Origin of the sequence: Clostridium sp. SGI.024 (assembly GCF_050315195.1) — a bacterium.
Lineage (GTDB): Bacteria > Bacillota > Clostridia > Clostridiales > Clostridiaceae > Clostridium.
The window spans coordinates 42,261-65,785 of record NZ_JBNPON010000007.1; the positions used below are offsets into that span (position 1 = coordinate 42,261).

The 23,525-nt window shown below is 31.5% G+C and carries 37 protein-coding genes; 36 read left to right on the forward strand and 1 reads right to left on the reverse strand.

Annotated elements, in window-relative coordinates; genetic code table 11:
• Position 1 precedes the first annotated feature (1 nt).
• From rpsC to ACQRD5_RS04105, 36 genes are all read left to right on the forward strand, one after another.
• Positions 2-670 (forward strand): 30S ribosomal protein S3, encoded by a 669-nt coding sequence (gene rpsC / locus ACQRD5_RS03930; RefSeq protein ID WP_291625430.1) that lies wholly within the window; start codon positions 2-4, stop codon positions 668-670.
• A 17-nt stretch (positions 671-687) separates the two neighbouring features.
• Positions 688-1,122, forward strand: coding sequence for a 50S ribosomal protein L16 (gene rplP / locus ACQRD5_RS03935; protein WP_291625429.1), 435 nt, complete (start codon positions 688-690; stop codon positions 1,120-1,122).
• Positions 1,122-1,334, forward strand: a complete 213-nt coding sequence (gene rpmC, locus ACQRD5_RS03940) for a 50S ribosomal protein L29 (protein ID WP_008681185.1) — start codon at positions 1,122-1,124, stop codon at positions 1,332-1,334. Before rplP ends, rpmC begins: the two co-directional genes overlap by 1 nt.
• 22 nt (positions 1,335-1,356) lie before the next feature.
• Positions 1,357-1,611 carry a 30S ribosomal protein S17 gene (rpsQ, locus tag ACQRD5_RS03945; protein ID WP_066889849.1) on the forward strand — a complete coding sequence of 85 codons (255 nt, stop codon included), beginning with the start codon at positions 1,357-1,359 and terminating at the stop codon, positions 1,609-1,611.
• A gap of 28 nt (positions 1,612-1,639) precedes the next feature.
• Entirely contained in the window at positions 1,640-2,008 is a 369-nt protein-coding gene (rplN, locus tag ACQRD5_RS03950; protein WP_008681183.1) for a 50S ribosomal protein L14, read from the forward strand.
• Between the two features lie 17 nt (positions 2,009-2,025).
• Entirely contained in the window at positions 2,026-2,340 is a 315-nt protein-coding gene (gene rplX, locus ACQRD5_RS03955) for a 50S ribosomal protein L24 (RefSeq protein ID WP_291625419.1), read from the forward strand.
• 23 nt (positions 2,341-2,363) lie between these two features.
• Complete coding sequence (rplE, locus tag ACQRD5_RS03960; RefSeq protein ID WP_066889853.1) at positions 2,364-2,906, forward strand: 50S ribosomal protein L5; 543 nt, start codon at positions 2,364-2,366, stop codon at positions 2,904-2,906.
• Positions 2,907-2,921: 15 nt separating this feature from the next.
• The gene (locus tag ACQRD5_RS03965) at positions 2,922-3,107 is read left to right on the forward strand and encodes a type Z 30S ribosomal protein S14 (RefSeq protein ID WP_008681179.1); all 186 of its coding nucleotides are present in this window, start codon (positions 2,922-2,924) and stop codon (positions 3,105-3,107) included.
• Between the two features lie 31 nt (positions 3,108-3,138).
• Positions 3,139-3,537 (forward strand): 30S ribosomal protein S8, encoded by a 399-nt coding sequence (rpsH, locus tag ACQRD5_RS03970; protein WP_291625415.1) that lies wholly within the window; start codon positions 3,139-3,141, stop codon positions 3,535-3,537.
• A gap of 62 nt (positions 3,538-3,599) precedes the next feature.
• Positions 3,600-4,142, forward strand: coding sequence for a 50S ribosomal protein L6 (gene rplF, locus ACQRD5_RS03975; protein ID WP_291625413.1), 543 nt, complete (start codon positions 3,600-3,602; stop codon positions 4,140-4,142).
• A 20-nt stretch (positions 4,143-4,162) separates the two neighbouring features.
• On the forward strand, positions 4,163-4,525 hold the full coding sequence (gene rplR / locus ACQRD5_RS03980) for a 50S ribosomal protein L18 (protein ID WP_291625410.1): 363 nt from the start codon (positions 4,163-4,165) through the stop codon (positions 4,523-4,525).
• A 19-nt stretch (positions 4,526-4,544) separates the two neighbouring features.
• Positions 4,545-5,042, forward strand: coding sequence for a 30S ribosomal protein S5 (gene rpsE, locus ACQRD5_RS03985; protein ID WP_291625408.1), 498 nt, complete (start codon positions 4,545-4,547; stop codon positions 5,040-5,042).
• Positions 5,043-5,054: 12 nt separating this feature from the next.
• Positions 5,055-5,234: a 50S ribosomal protein L30 gene (gene rpmD / locus ACQRD5_RS03990; protein WP_008681171.1), complete on the forward strand. Its 180-nt coding sequence runs from the start codon at positions 5,055-5,057 to the stop codon at positions 5,232-5,234.
• A gap of 21 nt (positions 5,235-5,255) precedes the next feature.
• On the forward strand, positions 5,256-5,696 hold the full coding sequence (gene rplO, locus ACQRD5_RS03995; RefSeq protein ID WP_291625395.1) for a 50S ribosomal protein L15: 441 nt from the start codon (positions 5,256-5,258) through the stop codon (positions 5,694-5,696).
• Between the two features lies 1 nt (position 5,697).
• A complete protein-coding gene (secY, locus tag ACQRD5_RS04000) occupies positions 5,698-6,972 on the forward strand; it encodes a preprotein translocase subunit SecY (RefSeq protein ID WP_291625393.1) in 1,275 nt (424 codons plus the stop codon).
• Between the two features lie 22 nt (positions 6,973-6,994).
• On the forward strand, positions 6,995-7,645 hold the full coding sequence (locus ACQRD5_RS04005; protein WP_291625390.1) for an adenylate kinase: 651 nt from the start codon (positions 6,995-6,997) through the stop codon (positions 7,643-7,645).
• Positions 7,645-8,391: a type I methionyl aminopeptidase gene (map, locus tag ACQRD5_RS04010; RefSeq protein WP_291625388.1), complete on the forward strand. Its 747-nt coding sequence runs from the start codon at positions 7,645-7,647 to the stop codon at positions 8,389-8,391. The genes ACQRD5_RS04005 and map overlap by 1 nt, the downstream gene beginning before the upstream one ends.
• Before the next feature lie 55 nt (positions 8,392-8,446).
• Positions 8,447-8,758 (forward strand): KOW domain-containing RNA-binding protein, encoded by a 312-nt coding sequence (locus ACQRD5_RS04015; RefSeq protein WP_291625386.1) that lies wholly within the window; start codon positions 8,447-8,449, stop codon positions 8,756-8,758.
• Positions 8,759-8,765: 7 nt separating this feature from the next.
• Positions 8,766-8,984, forward strand: coding sequence for a translation initiation factor IF-1 (infA, locus tag ACQRD5_RS04020; protein WP_066889870.1), 219 nt, complete (start codon positions 8,766-8,768; stop codon positions 8,982-8,984).
• Positions 8,985-9,025: 41 nt separating this feature from the next.
• Positions 9,026-9,139 (forward strand): 50S ribosomal protein L36, encoded by a 114-nt coding sequence (gene rpmJ, locus ACQRD5_RS04025; RefSeq protein WP_016205879.1) that lies wholly within the window; start codon positions 9,026-9,028, stop codon positions 9,137-9,139.
• 219 nt (positions 9,140-9,358) lie between these two features.
• The gene (gene rpsM / locus ACQRD5_RS04030) at positions 9,359-9,724 is read left to right on the forward strand and encodes a 30S ribosomal protein S13 (protein WP_291625365.1); all 366 of its coding nucleotides are present in this window, start codon (positions 9,359-9,361) and stop codon (positions 9,722-9,724) included.
• A 15-nt stretch (positions 9,725-9,739) separates the two neighbouring features.
• Positions 9,740-10,132: a 30S ribosomal protein S11 gene (gene rpsK, locus ACQRD5_RS04035; protein ID WP_136006888.1), complete on the forward strand. Its 393-nt coding sequence runs from the start codon at positions 9,740-9,742 to the stop codon at positions 10,130-10,132.
• A gap of 23 nt (positions 10,133-10,155) precedes the next feature.
• Positions 10,156-10,776, forward strand: coding sequence for a 30S ribosomal protein S4 (rpsD, locus tag ACQRD5_RS04040; protein WP_291625360.1), 621 nt, complete (start codon positions 10,156-10,158; stop codon positions 10,774-10,776).
• 102 nt (positions 10,777-10,878) lie between these two features.
• Complete coding sequence (locus tag ACQRD5_RS04045) at positions 10,879-11,826, forward strand: DNA-directed RNA polymerase subunit alpha (RefSeq protein WP_291625358.1); 948 nt, start codon at positions 10,879-10,881, stop codon at positions 11,824-11,826.
• A gap of 14 nt (positions 11,827-11,840) precedes the next feature.
• On the forward strand, positions 11,841-12,182 hold the full coding sequence (gene rplQ, locus ACQRD5_RS04050; protein WP_136006894.1) for a 50S ribosomal protein L17: 342 nt from the start codon (positions 11,841-11,843) through the stop codon (positions 12,180-12,182).
• 203 nt (positions 12,183-12,385) lie between these two features.
• A complete protein-coding gene (locus ACQRD5_RS04055; protein WP_294167535.1) occupies positions 12,386-13,231 on the forward strand; it encodes an energy-coupling factor transporter ATPase in 846 nt (281 codons plus the stop codon).
• Positions 13,216-14,076 (forward strand): energy-coupling factor transporter ATPase, encoded by an 861-nt coding sequence (locus ACQRD5_RS04060; RefSeq protein WP_320900480.1) that lies wholly within the window; start codon positions 13,216-13,218, stop codon positions 14,074-14,076. Before ACQRD5_RS04055 ends, ACQRD5_RS04060 begins: the two co-directional genes overlap by 16 nt.
• 11 nt (positions 14,077-14,087) lie before the next feature.
• A complete protein-coding gene (locus ACQRD5_RS04065; protein WP_294167537.1) occupies positions 14,088-14,891 on the forward strand; it encodes an energy-coupling factor transporter transmembrane component T family protein in 804 nt (267 codons plus the stop codon).
• A gap of 22 nt (positions 14,892-14,913) precedes the next feature.
• Complete coding sequence (gene truA, locus ACQRD5_RS04070; RefSeq protein WP_291625347.1) at positions 14,914-15,648, forward strand: tRNA pseudouridine(38-40) synthase TruA; 735 nt, start codon at positions 14,914-14,916, stop codon at positions 15,646-15,648.
• Positions 15,649-15,827: 179 nt separating this feature from the next.
• Positions 15,828-16,262 (forward strand): 50S ribosomal protein L13, encoded by a 435-nt coding sequence (gene rplM, locus ACQRD5_RS04075; RefSeq protein ID WP_066889886.1) that lies wholly within the window; start codon positions 15,828-15,830, stop codon positions 16,260-16,262.
• A 26-nt stretch (positions 16,263-16,288) separates the two neighbouring features.
• Positions 16,289-16,681, forward strand: a complete 393-nt coding sequence (gene rpsI, locus ACQRD5_RS04080) for a 30S ribosomal protein S9 (RefSeq protein WP_291625342.1) — start codon at positions 16,289-16,291, stop codon at positions 16,679-16,681.
• 431 nt (positions 16,682-17,112) lie between these two features.
• Complete coding sequence (locus ACQRD5_RS04085; RefSeq protein WP_294167540.1) at positions 17,113-18,000, forward strand: DegV family protein; 888 nt, start codon at positions 17,113-17,115, stop codon at positions 17,998-18,000.
• Between the two features lie 199 nt (positions 18,001-18,199).
• Positions 18,200-19,816 (forward strand): Na/Pi cotransporter family protein, encoded by a 1,617-nt coding sequence (locus tag ACQRD5_RS04090; RefSeq protein WP_291625338.1) that lies wholly within the window; start codon positions 18,200-18,202, stop codon positions 19,814-19,816.
• A 158-nt stretch (positions 19,817-19,974) separates the two neighbouring features.
• Entirely contained in the window at positions 19,975-20,655 is a 681-nt protein-coding gene (gene cwlD / locus ACQRD5_RS04095) for an N-acetylmuramoyl-L-alanine amidase CwlD (protein ID WP_291625336.1), read from the forward strand.
• 202 nt (positions 20,656-20,857) lie between these two features.
• Positions 20,858-21,700: a fumarate hydratase gene (locus ACQRD5_RS04100; RefSeq protein WP_291625334.1), complete on the forward strand. Its 843-nt coding sequence runs from the start codon at positions 20,858-20,860 to the stop codon at positions 21,698-21,700.
• A 13-nt stretch (positions 21,701-21,713) separates the two neighbouring features.
• Positions 21,714-22,277, forward strand: coding sequence for a Fe-S-containing hydro-lyase (locus ACQRD5_RS04105; protein WP_294166880.1), 564 nt, complete (start codon positions 21,714-21,716; stop codon positions 22,275-22,277).
• Positions 22,278-22,556: 279 nt separating this feature from the next.
• Here ACQRD5_RS04105 and ACQRD5_RS04110 read toward each other — a convergent pair whose 3' ends face one another.
• The gene (locus tag ACQRD5_RS04110; protein ID WP_291625330.1) at positions 22,557-23,417 is read right to left on the reverse strand and encodes a YitT family protein; all 861 of its coding nucleotides are present in this window, start codon (positions 23,415-23,417) and stop codon (positions 22,557-22,559) included.
• Positions 23,418-23,525: the final 108 nt, after the last annotated feature.

The following is a 23,525-nucleotide window of genomic DNA, read 5'->3' on the forward strand; positions in this document are numbered from 1 at the left end:
AGTGGGTCAAAAAGTACATCCTCACGGACTTAGAGTAGGAGTTATCAAAGATTGGGATGCTAAGTGGTATGCTTCAAAGAAGAATTTCGCTGACAATCTAATTGAAGATAACAAAATAAGAGAATTCGTAAAGAAGGAACTTTTCTCAGCTGGTATTTCAAAAATTGAAATTGAGAGAGCTGCAAAGAGAGTTAAGTTAAATATATATACTGCTAAACCAGGTGTTATTATAGGAAAAGGTGGAGCAGGAATTGAAGCTTTAAAAGCTAAATTAGCTAAAATAGTTGATAATAAGAACTTATTAATCAATATAGTTGAAGTTAAAAATTCTGAAGCTGATGCTCAATTAATGGCAGAAAATATAGCTGCTCAATTAGAAAAAAGAGTATCATTTAGAAGAGCTATGAAGCAAAGCATTCAAAGAGCTATGAAACTTGGAGCAAAAGGTGTTAAAACTGCTTGTTCAGGTAGATTAGGTGGAGCTGAAATAGCAAGAACTGAACAATATCATGAAGGAACAATTCCACTACAAACTTTAAGAGCAGACATTGATTATGGTTTTGCAGAAGCTGATACAACTTATGGAAAGATCGGCGTAAAAGTTTGGGTTTATAATGGAGAAGTTCTTCCAACTAAAAAAGTTGAAAAGAAGGAAGAAGTTAACGCATAAGAAAGGAGGAATTAGTCATGTTAATGCCTAAAAGAGTTAAGCATCGTAAGGTACAACGTGGTAGAATGAAGGGAAAAGCTACAAGAGGTAATTTCCTTGCATATGGAGATTTTGGTATTCAAGCAACAAGTTGTGGTTGGATAACAAGTAATCAAATTGAATCTGCCAGAATTGCTATAAACAGATATATAAGAAGAGGAGGAAAACTTTGGATAAAGATTTTCCCAGATAAGCCAGTAACTGAAAAGCCAGCTGAAACAAGAATGGGTTCAGGTAAGGGTTCTCCAGAATACTGGGTAGCAGTAGTTAAACCTGGTAGAGTTTTATTCGAATTATCAGGAGTTAATGAAGAAGTTGCAAGAGAAGCTATGAGACTTGCATCACACAAACTTCCTGTAAAGTGTAAGTTCGTTACAAGAAGAGATTTTGAGGAAATGGGTGGTGAAGAATAATGAAGGCTAGAGAATTAAAAGAATTAAGAGCAAATAATCCTCAAGATTTAAAGGTTAAGTTAAATGACCTTAAGGCTGAGTTATTCAACTTAAGATTCCAATTAGCTACAGGTCAATTAGAAAACCCTATGAGAATAAGAGAAGTAAAGAAATCTATAGCCCAAATCAAAACCATCATTAGAGAAGAAGAGATCAGGGCTTTCGAGCAGTAAATCTGAAAGGAGGTAACTCTTAATGGAAAGAGGATTAAGAAAGAAAAGAATAGGTAGAGTTGTTTCAGATAAAATGGATAAAACAATAGTTGTTGCTGTTGAAACTAAGGTTAGACACCCATTATATGGTAAGACAGTTAATAGAACAACTAAGTTTAAAGCTCATGATGAAAACAATGAAGCTAAAATTAATGATAGAGTTTTAATTATGGAAACTAGACCATTATCTAAGGATAAGAGATGGAGACTTGTTGAAATAGTTGAAAAAGCTAAATAGGCTTTAAGTCTGAAAGGAGGGTAATTCAATGATACAACAACAAACCTTACTAAAAGTAGCAGATAACTCAGGTGCAAAGGAAATAATGTGCATAAGAGTTTTAGGCGGATCAAAGAGAAAGTTCGGTAACATTGGAGATGTAATAGTTGCTAGCGTTAAAAGTGCAACACCAGGCGGAGTTGTTAAAAAGGGAGACGTTGTAAAAGCTGTTATAGTTAGATCAGTTAGAGGATTAAGAAGAGCTGATGGTTCATACATTAAGTTTGATGAAAATGCAGCTGTTATTATAAAGGATGATAAGCAACCAAGAGGAACTCGTATCTTCGGACCAGTTGCTAGGGAGCTAAGAGATAACGAATTTAACAAGATTTTATCATTAGCACCTGAAGTTCTATAATGGAGGAGGTGTCTTATTTGAAGGTACATGTTAGAAAAAACGACACAGTTGTAGTTGTTTCTGGTAAAGATAAAGGAAAAACTGGTGAAGTTTTAAAGGTATATCCTAAGACAGGTAAAGTTATTGTTCAAGGAGTTAATATAGTTAAAAAGCACCAAAAGCCAAGCAGAGCAAATATGCAAGGTGGAATAGTTGAAAGAGAAGGAGCTATATATAGCTCAAAAGTTATGTTATACTGCACAAAGTGCAAAAATGCTACAAGAATTAGTAACAGAATATTAGAAGATGGTACTAAAGTTAGAGTATGTAAGAAGTGCGGAGAAACATTCTAGAATCTGAAAGGAGGTACTAAATTATGACAACAAGACTTCAAGAGAAGTATCAAAAAGAAGTAATTCCAGCTATGATTGAAAAGTTCGGATATAAAAATATAATGGAAGTTCCAAAGCTTGAGAAGATAGTTATCAACATGGGTGTCGGAGAAGCTAAGGATAATCAAAAAATATTAGAAGCAGCAGTTAATGATTTAAGCATTATTGCAGGTCAAAAGCCAATCTTAACAAGAGCAAAGAAATCAGTTGCTAACTTTAAGATAAGAGAAAATATGGCTTTAGGATGTAAAGTTACATTAAGAAAAGCAAAAATGTATGAATTTGCTGATAAGCTAATGACTATTGCTTTACCAAGAGTTAGAGACTTCAGAGGAGTTTCAAGCAAAGCTTTTGATGGTAGAGGAAATTACTCATTAGGAGTTAAAGAACAATTAATATTCCCAGAAATTGAATACGATAAAATCGATAAGGTTAGAGGAATGGATATTATCTTCGTAACAACAGCTAACACTGACGAAGAAGCAAGAGAATTATTAAGATTCCTTGGTATGCCATTTGCTCAATAATAAGGAGGGGAAACCGTGGCACGTAAGGCTATTATTGAAAAGTGGAAAAAAGAACCTAAATATAAAACAAGAGCTTATACAAGATGCAGAATATGTGGAAGACCACATTCAGTATTAAAGAAGTTTGGTATATGCCGTATATGTTTTAGAGAACTTGCTTACAAGGGTCAAATCCCTGGTTGTAAGAAAGCAAGTTGGTAAAAAACTGATGTAGTGAAAGGAGGCACATTAAATGGTTATGACAGATCCTATCGCAGATTTGCTAACTCGTATAAGAAACGCAAATTCTGTTAAACATGAAGTAGTAGAAATACCTTCATCAAACGTGAAGAAGGCTATTGCAAATATATTATTACAAGAGGGATATATAAAAGAATTAGAGGAATACAACGATGGAGTTGTTCCAATGTTAAGAGTATCTCTTAAGTATGGTGCAGATAAAGAAAGAGTTATAACTGGTATAAAGAGAATTTCTAAACCAGGATTAAGAGTTTACTGCAAGAAAGATGAAATTCCAAAGGTGTTAAGTGGACTAGGAATAGCTATAATATCAACATCAGCTGGTTTATTAGTTGATAGAGAAGCTAGAAAAGCTGGATTAGGCGGAGAAGTAGTTTGCTACGTTTGGTAATTCCAAATTAGAAAGTAACTAGATTAACATATATAAGAACAAGTAAAACAGGAGGTGCGATTATGTCAAGAGTAGGTAGATTGCCTATAACTATACCTGCAGGCGTAACTGTAGCTGTTTCAGCAGATAACGTTGTTTCAGTTAAGGGTCCAAAGGGCGAACTTGTTAAAGCTATGAACAAAGACATGAATATAGCAGTTGAAAATAACCAAGTTGTTGTTACTAGACCTAGCGATCAAAAAGAGCACAGAGCTCTTCACGGATTAACTAGAGCATTAATCAACAACATGATAATCGGAGTTGAAAAAGGATTTGAAAAGAGCTTAGAATTAATCGGTGTTGGTTACAGAGCTCAATTACAAGGAAAGAAACTTGTAATGAACTTAGGATATTCACATCCAGTTGAAATAGAACCAATCGAAGGTGTTACTTTCGAAACTCCAGCTGCAACAAAAGTTGTTGTTAAAGGAATAGACAAGGAAAAGGTTGGAGCTGCTGCGGCTGATATAAGATCATGGAGAAAACCTGAACCATATAAGGGTAAAGGAATCAAATATGATAACGAAGTAATCAGACGTAAAGAAGGTAAAACTGGTAAGAAATAATAGAAAGGAGTGAAACCTTTATGTTTAAGAAGGTAGACAGAAAAGCTAGTAGAGAAAGACGTCACCTAAGAGTACGTAAGAAAATTTCTGGTACTCCTGAAAGACCAAGACTTTCAGTATATAGAAGTGAAAAAAATATATATGCTCAAATTATAGATGATGTTAATTCAGTAACATTAGTTTCAGCTTCAAGCTTAGATAAAGCAGTTGATGTTAAAGTAGGCGGAAATAAGGAAGCAGCTAAATTAGTTGGTGAATTAATAGCTAAAAAAGCTTTAGAAAAGGGAATCTCAGAAGTAGTATTCGACAGAGGTGGATACGTATATCACGGAAGAATCCAATCTTTAGCTGAAGCTGCTAGAGAAGCAGGCTTAAAATTCTAATAAACGAGGAGGGAAATACATGAGAATCGATCCTAGCACACTAGACCTTAAGGAAAAGGTTGTTAATATAAACAGAGTAACTAAGGTTGTTAAGGGTGGTAGAAACTTCAGATTCAGCGCTTTAGTAGTTGTTGGTGACGAAAACGGACACGTAGGCGTTGGAATGGGTAAGTCAATAGAAATCCCAGAAGCAATTAAAAAAGGAATAGAAGATGCTAAGAAACACTTAGTAAGTGTTTCTATAGTTGGAACAACTGTTCCTCATCAAATATATGGAAAATTCGGAACTGGTAAAGTTCTTATAATGCCAGCTAAAGAAGGTACAGGAGTTATCGCTGGAGGTCCAGCTAGATCTGTATTAGAATTAGCAGGATTAAAGGATGTTAGAGCTAAGTCATTAGGTTCAAACAATCCAAAAAACATGGTAAATGCTACAATTAACGGTTTAGCAAACTTAAGAACAGCTGAAGATATAGCTAAATTAAGAGGCAAAACTGTTGAAGAAATTTTAGGTTAGGAGGGAAAAGCAATGGCAAAAATTAAAGTTACTCTTGTAAAGAGTTTAATTGGAAGAAAAAAAGACCATATTGCTACTGCACATGCCCTTGGACTAAAAAAGATTGGTAAGACAGTAGAACATGAAGAAACTCCTCAAATCAGAGGAATGATTAATAAAGTTGACTATCTACTAAAAGTAGAAGAAGTTTAGTTAGAGGAGGTGCATTGAGTAATGAAGCTTCATGAATTAAAACCAGCAGCTGGAAGTAAGAAGGCTCCTAAAAGAGTTGGTAGAGGTACTGGTTCAGGATTAGGTAGAAATGCTGGAAAAGGTGAAAAGGGCCAAAAGGCTAGATCAGGTGGTGGAGTTAGACCAGGATTTGAAGGTGGTCAAATGCCATTATATAGAAGACTTCCTAAGAGAGGTTTCACAAATATATTTGCTAAGCAATATGTAAGCATTAATGTTGATAGATTAAATATATTTGAAAATGGAACTGAAATAACACCAGAAGTTTTACTTGAAAGAAGAGTTATAAGTAAGGTAAAAGACGGCGTTAAGATTTTAGGTAATGGGACATTAGAGAAGAGCCTAACTGTAAAAGGATGTAAATTCTCAAAATCAGCGGCTGAAAAGATAGAGTCAGCTGGAGGAAAAGTTGAGGTGATTTAGTATGCTATCAACCCTACGTAATGCCTGGAAGGTTCCCGAGTTAAAAAAGAGATTTTTATGGACTATATTTTTAATTGCAATTTTCAGGATAGGAACACATATTCCTGTTCCTGGAATGCGCACAGACGTTTTAAAAAGTTTAGCAAGTAGCGGAACTATATTTGGGTTCTATGATCTAATATCAGGAGGAGCATTTAGACAATTTAGTATACTTGCGCTAAGTGTAACACCATATATTAATGCTTCCATAATAGTTCAATTATTGACTATAGCAATTCCTTCATTAGAACAACTTTCAAAAGAAGGTGAAGATGGAAGAAAAAAAATACAAAAGATTACAAGAATTTTATCTATAGCTATTGGATTTATTCTTGCTTTTGGTACTTACAGCATGGTTGCATCTAGAGGAGCTACAATGTCAATGGCATGGTATGAAGTTATTGTTGTATTAATAGCTTTAGTAGCAGGATCAACATTCTGTATGTGGCTAGGAGATCAAATTACTGCTAAAGGATTTGGTAATGGAATATCCATACTAATATTCGTAAATATAGTTTCACAGTTACCTACAACTTTAATGTCATTATTTACATTAAAGGATCAAGGAAATATATCTATAATAGGTATTTTATTATTTGTTGCTGCTGCAATATTGTTATTAGGTGTTGTAATATTCTTCTCATTAGCAGAAAGAAGAATACCAGTCCAATATGCTGGTAAAGCTGTTGGATCTAAGATGATGAGGGGCCAAAGCACTCACATTCCATTAAGCATAATAGGATCTGCTGTTATAGCAATAATATTTGCTATGTCAGTTATGATGTTCCCTAAGACAATTGCAGAATTTTTCCCAGGTCATGATTGGGCTGTATGGATAACAAGTAGTAATTATAGTATATTTAATGAAAAAACATGGATGTATCCAGTATTTTATTCTATATTAACTATATTCTTTACATGGTTCTATACACAAATTACATTTAAACCTGATGAAATGGCAGAGAATCTGCATAAATCAGCAGGATTTGTACCAGGAATAAGACCAGGAGAAGCAACAGAAAAGTATTTTGAAAAAGTACTTACAAAAGTATCTTTAATTGGAGGAGTATTTGCAGCTTTATTAGCAATACTACCAATATTAATTTCAAATTCACAATTACAAGGAATTCAATTTGGTGGAACATCATTATTAATTATGGTTGGTGTTGGACTTGATTTCTCAAGACAATTAGATTCACAGTTAGTAATGAGACATTATCAAGGATTCTTAAAATAGATTAATAATGGAGATGATGCCCGTGAAGATAGTATTATTAGGTCCTCCTGGAGCAGGTAAGGGAACACAGGCAAAATCAATTAGTAATAGATACTCAATACCGCATATTTCTACCGGTGATATATTTAGAAAAAATATTTCTGAAAATACTCCTTTAGGAATAGAAGCTAAAAAGCACATCGATAAAGGACAGTTAGTACCAGATGATCTTACTATTAATATGGTAAAGGATAGGTTACAACAAAATGACTGCAAAGAAGGATACTTATTAGATGGCTTTCCAAGGACAGTTTATCAAGCAGAAGCACTTCAAGAATTCCTTTCAAATAGAAATGAATGTCTTGATACAGCTTTACTGATTGAAGTACCTACTGGATTTATTTTAGAAAGAATGACTGGTAGAAGAGTATGTCCATCATGTGGAGCTAGCTATCATATAAAATTTAATCCACCAAAGATAGCAGGGAAATGTGATGTTTGTGGAAGTGATATAATCCAAAGAAAAGATGACACAGAGGAAACTGTGTCTGAAAGACTTGATGTGTATGAGAGACAAACACAACCACTGATTGATTTTTATAAAGAAAGAAACTTACTTTCAATTGTAGATGGAACAAAAGCTATTAATGAAGTATTTGAAGGGATCTGTAATATCTTAGGGAGTGTTGAATAATGATTATCATTAAAAACAACAAAGAGATTGATCTGATGAGATCAGCAGGCAAGATAGTAGCAGAAACATTACTACTTATTGAGGAAAAAGTAAGACCAGGAATAACTACTGCTGAATTAGACAGTATAGCAGAAGAATTTATAACTAAGCATGGAGCAAGGCCTTCATTTAAAGGGCTATATGGTTTTCCAGCTTCACTATGTATATCTGTTAACGAGCAAGTAGTTCATGGGATCCCAGGAGGTTATGTATTAAAAGATGGAGATATAGTTAGTGTGGACTGTGGAGCCAACATAAATGGCTTTCACGGCGATGCTGCAAGGACTTTTGGTGTAGGAAATATAACTAAAGAAGCTGAAAAGTTAATTAATGTAACTAGGGAAAGTTTTTTTAAAGGAATTGAATATGCAAAAGTTGGTAACAGACTTACTGATATATCACATGAAATACAGAACTGCGTAGAAGCTGCAGGCTTTTCCGTAGTAAGAGATTTCGTAGGACACGGTATAGGTAGAGTTGTACACGAAGATCCAGATATACCTAATTATGGTCCTCCAGGAAGAGGACCAAAATTAGTAGAGGGAATGGCATTAGCTATTGAACCAATGGTTAATGCAGGAAGCTATAAAGTTAAAACATTAAGTAATGATTGGACTGTAGTAACTAGTGATGGAAGTCTATCTGCACACTACGAAAACACTATTGTAATTTTACCAGATGGACCCGAAATATTAACACTAATTTAGATAAGTGTTGCTTAGTTATAAATTCGCATGATACCAAAAGGTGGCTTGTAGATTTATGGCTAAGGTAATCATTGAGGTGAAAAGTTTGCAAAACAATGACTTAATTGGGAAGATGGTTCTTTCAAAAAGAGGAAGAGATAAAAATCATTTATATGTTGTAGTAGGACATTTAAATGATAATTATATAATTCTTAGTAATGGGAGCACTAAAACAGTTCAGATGCCTAAACAGAAGAATTTAAAGCATATAAGTGTTTTAGAGGATGTAGATGATGAGATTAAAGCATCTATCATATCAAAAGATAGAGGTACTGATTTAAAAATAAAGAGATTTCTAAAACTTAAAGGCATTGTTAAGGAGGGTTGATTACCTTATGTCAAAAGATGATGTAATAGAAATGCAAGGTACTGTACTAGAAGCATTACCAAATGCTATGTTCCAAGTGGAACTAGAAAGTGGGCATAAGATTCTAGCACATATTTCAGGAAAATTAAGAATGAACTTCATAAGAATTCTACCGGGAGATAAGGTTACAATAGAACTTTCTCCATATGATTTAACAAGAGGTAGAATAACATGGAGAGCAAAATAATAAAGTGGAAGATCCACTAAGTATTACAAGGAGGGTTAGCGATGAAAGTAAGACCATCAGTTAAGCCTATTTGCGAAAAGTGCAAGATTATAAGAAGAAAAGGAAAAGTAATGGTTATCTGTGAAAATCCTAAGCACAAGCAAAAACAAGGCTAATACAAAAAAAAGTATAGGCAAAAAAGTACAATTTTACTATGTAAATCGTATTGACTTTTGAGTTAAACTCAAATATGATTATATAGGCATTTAATTAAGCAGATAAATTTTAGGTGCGGCTGACAGTAGAGTACTACTCTACTGACCTAGGATTTAATTATATAAAAAACACATATAATTAAAGTTGTATGCATTTCAATATCAGGAGGTGTAAGTTTAATGGCAAGAATTTCAGGTGTAGACCTACCAAGAGAAAAAAGAGTTGAAATAGGTCTAACATATATATATGGTATAGGACTTTCTACTTCACATAAGATTTTAGCAGAAACAGGAGTAAATCCTGATACAAGAGTTAAAGATCTTACTGAAGATGAAGTAACTAAAATCAGAGAATACGTAAAAACTTTAACAATTGAAGGTGACTTAAGAAGAGAAGTTGCATTAAATATTAAGAGACTAGTAGAAATTGGATGTTACAGAGGTATTAGACATAGAAAAGGTCTTCCAGTTAGAGGACAAAAGACTAAGACTAATGCTAGAACTAGAAAAGGTCCAAAGAAAACTATCGCAAATAAGAAGAAGTAGTGAGGAGGGAATTCGATGGCTCAAAAAGTTAAAAAGACTAGAAGAAGAAAAGAGAGAAAGAATATTGAGCATGGTGCTGCACACATCAAATCAACTTTCAATAACTCAATAGTTACTTTAACTGATGCAGCAGGAAATGCTTTATCATGGTCAAGTGCAGGAGCTCTAGGCTTCAGAGGATCAAGAAAAAGTACTCCATTCGCAGCTCAAATGGCAGCAGAAACAGCAGCTAAAGCAGCTATGGAACATGGATTAAAAAGTATAGAAGTATATGTAAAGGGACCAGGTGCTGGTAGAGAAGCAGCAATTAGATCTTTACAAGCAGCAGGATTAGAAGTAACTCTAATTAAAGATGTTACTCCAATTCCACACAACGGATGTAGACCACCAAAGAGAAGAAGAGTCTAGTATTCATATAGGAGGTGTAATTAATGGCAAGATATACTGGAGCTACATGTAGATTATGTAGAAGAGAAGGTATGAAGTTATTCCTTAAAGGGGATAGATGTTATACAGATAAATGTGCTTTTGTTAGAAGAAGCTATGCACCAGGACAACATGGAGCAGCTAAGAAAAAATTATCTAACTACGGAGTACAATTAAGAGAAAAGCAAAAAGCTAGAAGAATATACGGAGTATTAGAAGGCCAATTCAGAACTTACTATGAAAAGGCTGAGCATATGAAAGGTATTACAGGTGAAAACTTACTTAAGTTACTAGAAATGAGACTAGATAACGTTGTTTATAGACTAGGTTATGGTGCTTCAAGAGCTGAAGCTAGACAATTAGTTACTCATGGACATTTCTTAGTAAATGGTAAGAAGGTTGATATTCCTTCATATAAAGTTTCTGCTAATGATGAAATATTAGTTTCAGAAAAGAGCAGAGGAACTGAAAAATTCAAGACATTTATTGAAAATCCAAAGACATTACCAAAATGGTTAGAAGCAAATGTTGAAAATTATTCAGGTAAAGTAATTGCTGAACCAGCAAGAGAAGATATTGACGTTCCAGTTAATGAAACTCTTATCGTTGAGTTATACAGCAAGTAATAGTTTAGTATTTGTATTGTTAAGATTTATCTTACAATACAAATATATAAGCAATTGCCCTCAGAATAATGTTGCCGTTTAAAATATAAGGAGGGTTTGTACATGTTAGAAATAGAAAAGCCAATAATTGAATGTATAGAAGCAAATGAAAATGGTACTTATGGTAAATATGTAGTTGAACCGCTAGAAAGAGGATATGGTATAACTCTTGGAAATGCTCTAAGAAGAATACTTTTATCATCACTTCCAGGTGCAGCTCCAACATCAGTAAAAATTGATGGAGTACTACATGAATTTTCAACTGTACAAGGTGTTAAAGAAGATGTTACAGAAATAATATTAAACATAAAATCTTTAGCATTAATAATGAATGGTGAAGGTCCAAAGACAATATATATAGATGCTCAAGGACCAGGAGTAGTTACAGGTGCAGATATAAAAACTGATGGAGATGTTGAAGTTGTAAGTAAAGATCTTCATATTGCTACATTAGATGATAATGGCAAGTTATATATGGAGATAACAGTTAATAGAGGAAGAGGATATGTTACTCAAAATAAAAATAAGAGTGAAGATCTTCCATTATCAGCTATTGCTGTAGATTCAATTTATACACCAGTTAAAAGAGTTAATTTCACTGTAGAAAATACAAGAGTTGGTCAAATTACTGACTACGATAAATTAACTTTAGAAATCTGGACTAATGGAACTATAAAAATAGATGAAGCTATAAGCTTATCTGCAAAAATTCTTATAGAACATTTCAAATTATTTATGTCATTAGGAGATAGTACTAATGATGTAGAAATAATGATAGAAAAAGAAGAAGACAAAAAAGAAAAAGTACTAGAAATGACTGTTGAAGAGCTAGATTTATCAGTTAGATCATATAACTGTTTAAAGAGAGCTGGAATTAATACAGTTCAAGAACTTGCTGGAAAATCAATGGATGACATGATGAAGGTAAGAAATCTAGGAAAGAAATCTTTAGAGGAAGTCGAAAGAAAGCTTAAGGAATTAGGCTTAGGATTAAGACTAAACGATGAGTAAGGAGGTAAATCCATATGGCAGGTTATCGTAAATTAGGTCGTCCTACTGACCAAAGAAGAGCTATGTTAAGAAGCCTTGTTACAAGCTTTTTAAAGCATGGTAAAATAGAAACAACTGAAACAAGAGCAAAAGAAACTAGAAAGTTAGCTGAAAAGATGATCACTTTAGCAAAAAGAGGTGACCTTCACGCTAGAAGACAAGTTTTAGCTTTTGTTCATGAAGAAGAAGTAGTTCAAAACCTATTTGACAATGTTGCTCCAAAGTATGCTGAAAGAAACGGTGGATACACTAGAATGTATAAAAAAGGCCCAAGAAGAGGGGACGGAGCTGAAGTTGTTATACTTGAATTAGTATAATATATAGGGGATTAAGTGATATGACTTAGTCCCCATTTTTGTATATAAAAAATTAAATATTATATAAGAACTTAAAAATTATAATAAAGTAATTGTAATTGGAAAAATGTATATTATAATATTCTTATGTTAATGTATATACACTTATTAAGGTTTTATATAATACTTAAAGAAAATTAGCTAATATAAGGAGGGGATATATTATGAAAGAAGCAATGATTAAATGCAATGATGTATCTTTTAAATATAGAGTGCATGAAGGAGAAGAGGAAAGGTATGCTGTTAATGGTGTAAACTTTCAAGTGGATAAAGGCGAATTTTTAGTAATACTAGGTCATAATGGATCTGGTAAATCAACTATTGCTAAGCATATGAATGCTCTTTTAGTGCCCTCTGAAGGAACTGTAATAGTAGATGGATTAAATACGTTAGATTCCAATAACATATGGGAAATTAGATCTAAGGCAGGAATGGTTTTTCAAAACCCTGATAATCAATTAGTAGCAACGATAGTTGAAGAGGATGTTGCTTTTGGACCAGAAAATCTTGGAGTACCTCCAGAAGAAATTAGAAAAAGAGTAGATGAAAGCTTAAAAAAAGTTGGAATGTATGAGTATAGAAGACATGCACCACATTTACTATCTGGCGGTCAAAAACAAAGAATTGCTATAGCAGGAATTTTAGCTATGAAACCAGAATGTATAATATTTGACGAGCCAACTGCTATGTTGGATCCATCAGGAAGAAAAGAAGTCTTAAAAAATATAAAAGAAATAAATAAAAATTATGGAATAACTATAGTTCTTATAACACATTACATGGATGAAGCAGCAGAGGCAGATAGAGTTATTGTTATGGATGATGGTAAAATAATTCTAGAAGGAAAACCTAGAGAAGTATTTTCTAACGTGAAAAAAATGAAGGAAATAGGTCTAGATGTTCCTCAAGTTACAGAATTATGTTATGAATTACAGAATAATGGTATAAATATAGATACAAATATTTTAAATGTAGATGAGATGGTGAATGCGATATGTCAATTAAAATAGAGAATTTAGTACATGTCTATATGCCGAAATCCCCTTTTGAAAAAGTGGCTTTAGATAATGTAAATATAGAAATAAATGATAATGAATTTGTTGCACTTATAGGGCATACAGGTTCTGGAAAATCCACGTTAATTCAACATATGAATGGATTACTTAAACCAGCTTCAGGAAGAATAATTGTTGATGGAGAAGATATAACAAAAGAAGGATTTAAGCTTACTGATATAAGGAAAAAAGTAGGGTTGGTTTTTCAATATCCAGAATATCAATTATTTGAAGAGACTATAGAGAAGGATATTGAGTATGGACCAAGGAATTTAGGTCTTGAACAAGAAGAGATTACTAGAAGAGTAAAAAATGCCATGAAAATGGTTGGATTAGATTATGACATATATAGAAATAAATCTCCCTTTGATTTAAGTGGAGGTCAAAAAAGAAGAGTAGCTATAGCAGGTGTCATTGCTATGGAACCAAAAATTCTTATATTAGATGAACCTACTGCAGGATTAGATCCAAAGGGAAGAGATGATATTTTAGAGCAAATAAAGAAATTACATACTGAATATAAGATGACTATTATATTAGTTAGTCATAGTATGGAGGATGTAGGAAGACTAGCGCAAAGAATAATAGTTATGAATAATGGAAATGTTGCTTTAGAAGGTACACCAGCTCAAGTATTTAAAGAGATTGATACATTAGAAAATATAGGGCTTGCAGTGCCACAAGTAACTTATCTTATGAGAGCTCTTAAGGAAAAGGGATTTAATGTATCAGATGAAGTCTATACAATTAACCAAGGAAAAGAAGAGTTACTTAGAATTTTAAAGAAAGATAAAAATTAGGGTGATAAAAAATGATAAAAGATATAACTATAGGTCAATATATACCAGGCGAAACCTTTGTTCATAAATTAGATCCTAGAACTAAAATAATATTATCTATTTTATTTATTGTCTCTCTTTTTGTAGTAGACAAATTTGTTGGATATATACTAATTGTAGGATTTTTAGCTTTAACAGTTTATATTGCTAAATTGCCTCCTAAGTATCTATATAAGGGATTAAAGCCTGTATTTTTTCTTATAATTTTTACTGCTGTTTTAAATATATTTATGATTAAAGGAACAGCAAATTCATTAATATTTGAGTTCGGATTTGTAAAAATATATACTGAAGGTCTTAGGACTGCTGGATTTATGGCGTTGAGACTTATATTCCTAATAATGGGAACATCAGTATTAACATTAACAACATCTCCAATTGAATTAACAGATGGTATAGAAAGATTACTTAGACCAATTGGAAAAGAGATGGCACATGAGCTTGCAATGATGATGACTATAGCATTGAGATTTATTCCTACTTTAATGGATGAAACAGATAAAATAATGATGGCACAAAAAGCAAGAGGTGCTGATTTTGAAAGTGGTGGATTAATTCAAAAAGCAAAGAGTTTAATACCACTATTAGTTCCTTTATTTATAAGTTCTTTTAGAAGAGCAGATGAACTAGCAATGGCTATGGAATCTAGGGCATATAGAGGTGGAGCTGGCAGAACAAGAATGAAGGAATTAAAATTCTCAAATAGAGATGCTATAGCATTTTCAGTATTTTCAATATTAATAATAGGAAGTTTTTTAGTAAGATTTGCTTTATAGTAATTAATAAAGGTGATTTAATATGAGAAATATTAGGCTAACTATAGAATATGACGGAAGTAATTATTTAGGCTGGCAAAGGCAGAAAAGTGGTAGTACTATACAAAATACATTAGAAGAAGCTATAAGAAGTCTTACTAATGAAGAAATAGAAGTTATAGGAAGTTCTAGAACAGATGCTGGTGTTCATGCTAAGGGCTTTGTGGCTAATTTTAAAACAAATAGTAGAATACCAGCGGACAAATATAGAGAAGCTATTAATCATAAGTTACCTGATGATATTGTAATACTAAAATCAGAAGAAGTAGAGGAAGAATTTCACTCACGATATAATTCTAAGGGGAAGACATATTCCTATTCTATATTAAATAGAGAGGTACCTCCAGCTATAGGCAGAAATTATTTATATCATGTAAAGCGTAAATTAGATTTAGAAGCTATGAAGGAAGCTTGTAAGTATTTTATAGGAACACATGATTTTGCAGCATTTAAAAGTAGTGGTAGTTCAGTTAAGACAACTATAAGAACAATTTATGAATTAAATATAGAAGAAAATAATGATATAATTAAAATTTATGTAACAGGTGATGGTTTCTTATACAATATGGTTAGAATAATAGTAGGAACACTAATTATGGTTGGCTTTAATAAGATTATGCCAAATGAAATAGAAAATATAATAGCGCATAAGGATAGAGAAAAAGCTGGAATATGCGTACCTTCATCTGGATTGATATTAGAAAAAGTTTATTATTAAAATTTATCAAATTAATTGAAATTATAAAATAAAATATATTGACACACCCGTGTGCGTGTATTATAATAAGTTTGTTTGTTAGAATTATTTATGTATATAAGATCCACTAGCCCCGGGTCTTGACATAAAAGCAGTACTTAAAAAGTAAAGCACAAATGTAAGTTCAGGGAGGGAAAAACATGAAATCATACATCGCTAAGGCGCAAGAAGTTGAAAGAAAATGGTATGTTGTTGATGCTGCTGGTAAGCCACTAGGAAGAGTTGCTAGCCAAGTTGCTTCAATTTTAAGAGGAAAAAATAAGCCAACATTTACACCAAATGTTGACTGCGGAGATTTCGTTATCGTAATCAATGCTGAAAAAGTTGTTTTAACTGGTAAGAAGTTAGATCAAAAATTAATGAGAAAGCATAGCTTATATCCAGGTGGATTAAAGGAAACTCCATATAGAGAAGTATTAGCTAAGAAGCCTGAATTCGCTTTCGAAGAAGCTGTAAGAAGAATGCTTCCATCAGGTGTTTTAGGAAGAAAAATGCTTAAGAAGCTAAAAGTATACAGAGGTGCAGAGCACGGACATGATGCTCAAAAACCAGAAGTACTTGAATTAAAGTACTAATACATGCTCGGGAGGAGGAATAAAAAATGGCAAAAGTTCAATACATGGGAACTGGAAGAAGAAAAAAATCAATAGCAAGAGTTAGACTTGTACCTGGAAATGGTAAAGTTTTAATAAATAACAGAGAGATCGAAAACTATTTTGGATTAGAAACTTTAAGAATGATCGTTAATCAACCATTAGTTTTAACTGCAACTAAGGACAGATTCGACGTTTTAGTTAACGTTCATGGTGGTGGATTCACAGGTCAAGCTGGAGCAATAAGACATGGAATTACTAGAGCTTTAATCAAAGCTGACGAAAACTTAAAGCCAGAATTAAAGAAGGCTGGATTCGTTACTAGAGACCCAAGAATGAAAGAAAGAAAGAAATACGGTCTTAAGAAAGCTAGAAGAGCTCCTCAATTCTCAAAGAGATAATATTTGGAAGCTTACAAATCCCACAAACTTTATGTTTGTGGGATTTATTTGATTATTTATAAATTTATAAATAATCAAATAAATTTTCAAGTAGAAAATGTATTTAGATCATAATAATATTTATAAATTAAAGATATCGTAAGCTTTAAGTTTATGGTATTTTTTTTATATTTTTATTAATTATTATGACATTATTATAACTATAAGTTATAATAATATTATGAAAAGTACTAATTTATGGTATTATTTAGATAATATTAGTACATTTAGTGTTTCAAGTAATTTTATAATGTATAATACAAATAAATATTTTCTAAAGTATCAATAAGTATTATACAAATAAAATATATATAAATTATTTTTAAACTATAGTTATTATACATAAGTAATAATTTTTTTAATATAATTTTAAAGTAAGGAGGACTAATAAAATGAATGAGTATGTAATTAGTTGTTGCTCTACTGCAGATCTTACAGAGGAACATTTTAATAAAAGAAATATAGAATATATCTGCTTTCATTTTGAGATTGATGGAAAGGAATATGTAGATGATCTTGGAAAATCAATATCATTTGATGAGTTTTATAAATCAATGGAAAATGGGGCAGATACAAAAACATCTCAGGTTAATGCCCAAGAGTTTGAAGAATACTTTGAGAAATTCTTAAGAGAAGGAAAGGATATACTTCATGTAAGTTTATCTTCAGGTCTTTCAGGGGTAATAAATTCAGCTATGGTAGCAAAAACTATACTAGAAGAAAAATATCCAGATAGAAAAATTTATATTGTAGACTCATTAGGGGCCTCATCAGGCTATGGACTAATAATGGATAAGCTAGCAGATTTAAGAGACGAAGGGATGAGTATAGACGAAGTTTATCAATGGATTGAGGAACATAAGTTAGAAATGAATCATTGGTTTTTCTCTACGGACTTAACTTTTTATATAAAGGGTGGAAGAGTTTCAAAGACATCTGGATTTATTGGAGGCTTACTTGGAATTTGTCCACTATTAGATATGAATGATAAAGGGAAATTGATTCCAAGGTATAAGATTAGATCAAAGAATAAAGTTATTAAAGCAATAGTAGATAAAATGGAAGAGGATGCAAAAGATAAACTAGATTATTCTGATAAATGTTATATTTCTCATTCTTATTGTTATGAAGATGCAAAAGAAGTAGCAAAGTTAGTTGAAGGACGTTTTCCTAAATTAAAAGGTAAAGTAGAAATAAATAATGTAGGAACTACTATAGGAAGTCATACTGGACCAGGTACAGTAGCTTTATTCTTCTGGGGAAAACAAAGAAAAGAATAAATTATAAAATAACTACTTAAAGAATAACTTTAAGTAGTTTATTTTTATTAATTTGTAAAATAATAAAGTAATAAGAAATTTGCATATTCAAAGGATTGTAATATTAAATTCATGTTAAAAATATACGTATTTACTTAACAAATGTATAAAAATAAGGTAAACTAAATTTGTTATAATTATGTTGAAAAGGAGAATAATTTTGGATTCATTAATGATAATTATTAAGTTACTTGGTGGTCTAGGGCTATTTATTTACGGAATGAAAATTATGGGCGATGGTCTTGAAAATGCCGCTGGGGATGGATTGAAGTCAATTCTTGAAAAAGTTACAAAAAATCCAATAGTTGCAGTATTTGTTGGAGCAATTGTTACAGCAGTAATTCAAAGTAGTAGTGCTACAACAGTAATGGTAGTAGGATTTGTTAATGCTGGACTTATGAATTTAGCTCAAGCAGCTGGAATAATTATGGGAGCAAATATAGGTACTACAATTACAGCACAACTTGTTGCCTTTAAATTAGATGATATAGCTCCTTTATTTGTATTTGTAGGAGCAGCAATAATTATGTTTGCTAAGAAAAAGCAAAAAAGAGATATTGGTAATATTATTTTGGGATTTGGTATATTATTTGTTGGTATGGGTCAAATGAGCGGAGCAATGAAGCCATTAACAGAATTACCTTTATTTAAAGAAATAATAAGTACAGTAGGAGGACAGTGGTATTTAGGAATAATTGCAGGAGCAATAATAACAGCAGTACTTCAAAGCTCTTCTGCTACAACAGGTATATTAGTAGCTCTAGCAACGGCAGGTGCAATAGATATTAGAGCAGCCTTACCAATAGTATTTGGTTGCAATATCGGAACATGTATAACAGCTATGTTAGCATCTGTAGGAACAAGTAAAACGGCACATAAAGCAGCAATACTTCATTTAATTTTCAATTTAGGTGGGACAATATTGTTTATTCCAGTATTAATAAGTGGAATTTTAGGTGAGGCAGTTACTATTATTAGTCCTAATGATGTAAGTAGGCAAATTGCTAATGCACATACGGTATTTAATTTAGTAAATACTGCAGTTATGTTACCACTTACAGGTATATTAATTAAAGCTGTTAATTTAATTATTCCTGGAGATGATGAAGATGAAAAACAAGGACCTAAGTACATAGACGATAGGTTATTGGAAACACCAGTAATTGCAGCAGGTCAAGTAGCTAAGGAAACTTTAAGAATGGCAAATAAAGCTAAGAAAGGTTTAACTTTAGCTATAGAAGCATTTGAAAAGAATGATGAGAAATTAATTCAAAAAGTTTATGATAATGAAGCAATAATCAATTCACTAAATGAAGCCATTACAACTTATTTAGTTAAACTATCTAAACGTGAACTATCTGATAAAGAATCAAAGATAGTTGCAGCTACTTTTCATGTAATTAATGATATTGAAAGAATAGGAGACCACGCTGAAAATATAGCTGAATTAACACTACAAAAGATAAATAAAAAGCTAGAGTATAGCAATCAAGCTATGGAACAAATAAAAAGAATGTATGAAAAGACAGCAGAGTCTCTACAAGCAGCTATTGATAGTTATGCACATAATGATGTAAATAAAGCAAAAAGCGTTAGTGAAATAGAATCAGAAGTAGATAGGTTACAAAAAAAATATAGAGATCTTCATGTAAAAAGACTTTATGATGGGATTTGTAATGCATATGCAGGTACAATCTTTTTAGATTTAGTAAGTAATTTAGAACGAATTAGTGACCACTCCATGAATATAGCTGAAAGTGTTATAGAGAATAATTAAAACTATAAAAAGATATTATTTAATTATAATATTATTTTATAATTAAATAGTATCTTTTAATTTTATTAAGATATAGTAATAATATTTTGTAGTTATAAGTAAAAAATCAAACAATGGACATAATATTTTTATAACAAATAAAATATGGAGGAAAACAAATGAAGAAATTAAAATTAGCTTCTATATTAATAATATTATTTACTGTTGTTTTTACTTCTATAAAGGTATTAGCTATAGAACAAGAAAAAATTATATTAATTGATCCAGGACATGGAGGATTCGATGGAGGAGCTAAATCAAAAAGTGGTGTTATAGAAAAAGACATAAATTTAGAAATATCATTAAAGCTTAAGGAAGCTTTAGAATCCAAGGGATATAAGGTTTATTTAACAAGAGAAAATGATGAAGCTCTTGGAAATAATGGTTCCACTATAAGAGAGAAGAAAAGAGAAGATTTAAAAAAGAGAAGAGATATGAAGAAAGAGATAAATTGTGATGCTTTTATATCTATTCATCAAAATATGTTTCCACAAGAGAAATGTTATGGTGCGCAAGTGTGGCATGGGTCTAATGAAATAAGTAAAAAGTTAGCAAATAGTATTCAAGAGTCTGTAAAGGAAAGTGTAAAGGATAATAATAAAAGGGTGTCAAAGCCTGCAGGAGATTCTTATCTAATATTAAGAGATGATTATAAGGGAGCTTCCGTTTTAGTAGAATGTGGTTTTTTATCAAATGGTGAAGAAGAAAAAAAGTTACAAACAGAAGAGCATCAAAATGCTTTGGTTGAAGGAATTTCTTTGGGAATAGAAAGATATTTTGAAGAAATAAATAAGAACTAAAAAATTTCCGAGGAAATATAGCAAAAAATACTGTCAAAAGTGAATATTTCATAAAAGTTTAAATTAATAAGGAAATATAGAGCTTTCACAATAGCTACATATCTCCTTATTCTATTTTATATGCTAAAATATTATTTTTTTTATAATATAATGTTTAAATATGATAAAATATTTATGATTATATATGAAAAGGAAGATGAGAATGAGAGAAATACATATTAATAAAATACAAGAAGCTGTTCAAAATTTATGTATTGATGCTAATTATAATTTATCAAAGGATGTTATTGATTCATTAGATAAATCAAAAACACAAGAAACTTGGAATCTAGCAGAAGATATATTAGATAAAATAATAATGAATGCAGAGATAGCAAGAAGAGAGAAAATGCCAATTTGTCAAGATACAGGAATGGCATGTGTATTTATTGAAATAGGACAAGATGTACATGTTATAGGAGGTAATCTTGAAGATGCTATCAATGAAGGTGTAAGAAGAGGCTATGATAAGGGGTATTTAAGAAAATCAGTTGTTAAAGACCCTATTAATAGGGTGAATACAAAGGATAATACACCAGCAATAATTTATTATGATATAGTACCAGGGGAGAAACTAAAAATAACAGTAGCACCAAAAGGCTTTGGGTCTGAAAATATGAGCCAAATAAAAATGCTTAAACCTTCAGATGGAATAGAAGGCGTAAAGGATTTTATTATAAAAGTAGTAAAAGAAGCAGGACCTAATCCATGTCCACCAATGATAGTTGGTGTAGGAATAGGTGGAACTTTCGAGAAGGCAGCATATTTATCTAAGAAGGCCTTAATAAGACCAATAGATAGTAGGAATAAAAATGAATTTTATGCTGATTTAGAAGATGAGTTATTAATAAAGATGAATGAGCTTGGAATTGGGCCACAAGGCTTTGGTGGAAAGACTACAGCTCTTGGAGTTAATATAGAAACATTTCCTACACATATTGCAGGGTTACCAGTTGCAGTTAATATTAGTTGTCACGCCACTAGACATAAAGAAGTAATTTTATAAGGAGATAGAATTTATGGAAGTTAGTATAAGAACACCATTAACTTATGAAAAGATAAAGAATTTAAGAGCAGGAGATAGAATATTATTATCAGGTACTATATATACAGCTAGAGATGCTGCACATAAAAGATTAATAGAACTATTAGATAAAAATTTAGATTTACCTATAAATATTAACAATGAAACAATATATTATGTAGGGCCATCTCCAGCAAAAGAAGGGCAAGTAATAGGATCAGCAGGACCAACTACAAGTTACAGAATGGATTCTTATTCCCCAAGGCTTTTAGACTTAGGTTTAAAAGGAATGATAGGAAAAGGAGCAAGAAACCAAGAAGTTATAGATTCTATAATAAAAAATAAAGCTATTTACTTAGGGGCAATTGGAGGAGCAGCAGCTCTAATATCAAAGAGTATAACTAAATCAGAAATAATAGCTTATGAGGATTTAGGTGCTGAGGCAATAAGAAAAATGGAGATTAAAGATATGCCATTAATAGTAATTATAGATACAGAAGGAAATAACCTATATAAGCAGGGCCAAGATCAATACCTTAAGACAGTAATTAAAGAATGAAATAGAAATGAAAAAATGAAAAAATTAAGGTATGAAAGCGACTTGTAAAAAATTTACCTAGAAAGCAATGTGTAAGTCGACTTTGACTAAAGTAACCTACAAACTAATATATAGGCATTATATTTCATAATTCTGAAGCATGAAGAATTATTTCCTTTAGTCATTAAGAATCTAAATTTAAATATCATAATAAAAACTAGAGATATATTAATGCGAAAGTCGACTTGGAGCGAAGCGAGGTCGAGCTGAGCATAATATATCTCTAGTTTAGTTATATAGTTAAATTTTGTAGAAGCCTTTTCCATTGACTTCTGAAACATCTATTATAGTTATAAATGCTTTAGGGTCTATTCTTAAGATTTTACTTTTTAAATGAACCATTTGAGAAGAAGTAACCGCTATGTATAGCATTTTTTTCAATTCATGAGTATACTCGCCTTCTGCAATAAGAGAAGTGACACCTCTATTCATATCTTTAATAACATATTGAATTATATCTTCTTCTTTTTCAGTTAATATTAATAAAAGTTTTTTACTATTAAAACCATTAATAACTCTATCAACTAAAGTTCCTTGCACAAACATGGAAATTAAAGTATATAAGGCTTTAGGAAGTCCAAATATCAGGGCACCTATAAAGACTATAACGCAATTAATCCCAAAGCTAAGTTTACCAATCTCAAAATTAGAATATTTTTTTCTAAGCACCATTGTAATTATATCTGTTCCACCTGTTGAACCATTTCTAGAGAATACAAGACCGTATCCTAGTCCACATAAAACACCACCATAAATACAATAAAGCAATAAATCATCTACTTTTACTAAATGTGATAATGGCTTAGTTATCATTAAAGAAATTGATAAAGATACCATACCAACAGCAGAATATAAAGTGAACTTTTTATTTAAAGTTTTATAGCTAAGAAAGAATAATGGTATGTTAATAAAAAATACAGTTATACCAGAAGGTATATTATATAAGTATTCAAGAATTAGTGCTACACCAGTTGCACCTCCACTTAGCAATTGAGCGTTAACTAAGAATAAGTTAACTCCAAGAGAAGCTATAATACATCCCATAAAAATAAGAATAAAGTCTAAAATCATGTGTTTATTAATTGAAATACTACGAAACATTTGAAACTCCTTAAAATTATAAGTAATATACACAAACTGATTATATATTAAATAACTCAATATGTTAATATAATTTATTTTACCATTTTAATAAAAATGTAATTTTTA

Coding starts and splice junctions, on each gene's coding strand:
- rplP (WP_291625429.1), top strand. CDS start 688: ATGTTAATGCCTAAAAGAGTTAAGCATCGTAAGGTACAACGTGGTAGA.
- rpmC (WP_008681185.1), top strand. CDS start 1,122: ATGAAGGCTAGAGAATTAAAAGAATTAAGAGCAAATAATCCTCAAGAT.
- rpsQ (WP_066889849.1), top strand. CDS start 1,357: ATGGAAAGAGGATTAAGAAAGAAAAGAATAGGTAGAGTTGTTTCAGAT.
- rplN (WP_008681183.1), top strand. CDS start 1,640: ATGATACAACAACAAACCTTACTAAAAGTAGCAGATAACTCAGGTGCA.
- rplE (WP_066889853.1), top strand. CDS start 2,364: ATGACAACAAGACTTCAAGAGAAGTATCAAAAAGAAGTAATTCCAGCT.
- rpsH (WP_291625415.1), top strand. CDS start 3,139: ATGGTTATGACAGATCCTATCGCAGATTTGCTAACTCGTATAAGAAAC.
- rplF (WP_291625413.1), top strand. CDS start 3,600: ATGTCAAGAGTAGGTAGATTGCCTATAACTATACCTGCAGGCGTAACT.
- rplR (WP_291625410.1), top strand. CDS start 4,163: ATGTTTAAGAAGGTAGACAGAAAAGCTAGTAGAGAAAGACGTCACCTA.
- rpsE (WP_291625408.1), top strand. CDS start 4,545: ATGAGAATCGATCCTAGCACACTAGACCTTAAGGAAAAGGTTGTTAAT.
- rpmD (WP_008681171.1), top strand. CDS start 5,055: ATGGCAAAAATTAAAGTTACTCTTGTAAAGAGTTTAATTGGAAGAAAA.
- rplO (WP_291625395.1), top strand. CDS start 5,256: ATGAAGCTTCATGAATTAAAACCAGCAGCTGGAAGTAAGAAGGCTCCT.
- secY (WP_291625393.1), top strand. CDS start 5,698: ATGCTATCAACCCTACGTAATGCCTGGAAGGTTCCCGAGTTAAAAAAG.
- map (WP_291625388.1), top strand. CDS start 7,645: ATGATTATCATTAAAAACAACAAAGAGATTGATCTGATGAGATCAGCA.
- ACQRD5_RS04015 (WP_291625386.1), top strand. CDS start 8,447: ATGGCTAAGGTAATCATTGAGGTGAAAAGTTTGCAAAACAATGACTTA.
- infA (WP_066889870.1), top strand. CDS start 8,766: ATGTCAAAAGATGATGTAATAGAAATGCAAGGTACTGTACTAGAAGCA.
- rpmJ (WP_016205879.1), top strand. CDS start 9,026: ATGAAAGTAAGACCATCAGTTAAGCCTATTTGCGAAAAGTGCAAGATT.
- rpsM (WP_291625365.1), top strand. CDS start 9,359: ATGGCAAGAATTTCAGGTGTAGACCTACCAAGAGAAAAAAGAGTTGAA.
- rpsK (WP_136006888.1), top strand. CDS start 9,740: ATGGCTCAAAAAGTTAAAAAGACTAGAAGAAGAAAAGAGAGAAAGAAT.
- rpsD (WP_291625360.1), top strand. CDS start 10,156: ATGGCAAGATATACTGGAGCTACATGTAGATTATGTAGAAGAGAAGGT.
- ACQRD5_RS04045 (WP_291625358.1), top strand. CDS start 10,879: ATGTTAGAAATAGAAAAGCCAATAATTGAATGTATAGAAGCAAATGAA.
- rplQ (WP_136006894.1), top strand. CDS start 11,841: ATGGCAGGTTATCGTAAATTAGGTCGTCCTACTGACCAAAGAAGAGCT.
- ACQRD5_RS04055 (WP_294167535.1), top strand. CDS start 12,386: ATGAAAGAAGCAATGATTAAATGCAATGATGTATCTTTTAAATATAGA.
- ACQRD5_RS04060 (WP_320900480.1), top strand. CDS start 13,216: ATGTCAATTAAAATAGAGAATTTAGTACATGTCTATATGCCGAAATCC.
- ACQRD5_RS04065 (WP_294167537.1), top strand. CDS start 14,088: ATGATAAAAGATATAACTATAGGTCAATATATACCAGGCGAAACCTTT.
- truA (WP_291625347.1), top strand. CDS start 14,914: ATGAGAAATATTAGGCTAACTATAGAATATGACGGAAGTAATTATTTA.
- rplM (WP_066889886.1), top strand. CDS start 15,828: ATGAAATCATACATCGCTAAGGCGCAAGAAGTTGAAAGAAAATGGTAT.
- rpsI (WP_291625342.1), top strand. CDS start 16,289: ATGGCAAAAGTTCAATACATGGGAACTGGAAGAAGAAAAAAATCAATA.
- ACQRD5_RS04085 (WP_294167540.1), top strand. CDS start 17,113: ATGAATGAGTATGTAATTAGTTGTTGCTCTACTGCAGATCTTACAGAG.
- cwlD (WP_291625336.1), top strand. CDS start 19,975: ATGAAGAAATTAAAATTAGCTTCTATATTAATAATATTATTTACTGTT.
- ACQRD5_RS04100 (WP_291625334.1), top strand. CDS start 20,858: ATGAGAGAAATACATATTAATAAAATACAAGAAGCTGTTCAAAATTTA.
- ACQRD5_RS04105 (WP_294166880.1), top strand. CDS start 21,714: ATGGAAGTTAGTATAAGAACACCATTAACTTATGAAAAGATAAAGAAT.
- ACQRD5_RS04110 (WP_291625330.1), bottom strand. CDS start 23,417: ATGTTTCGTAGTATTTCAATTAATAAACACATGATTTTAGACTTTATT.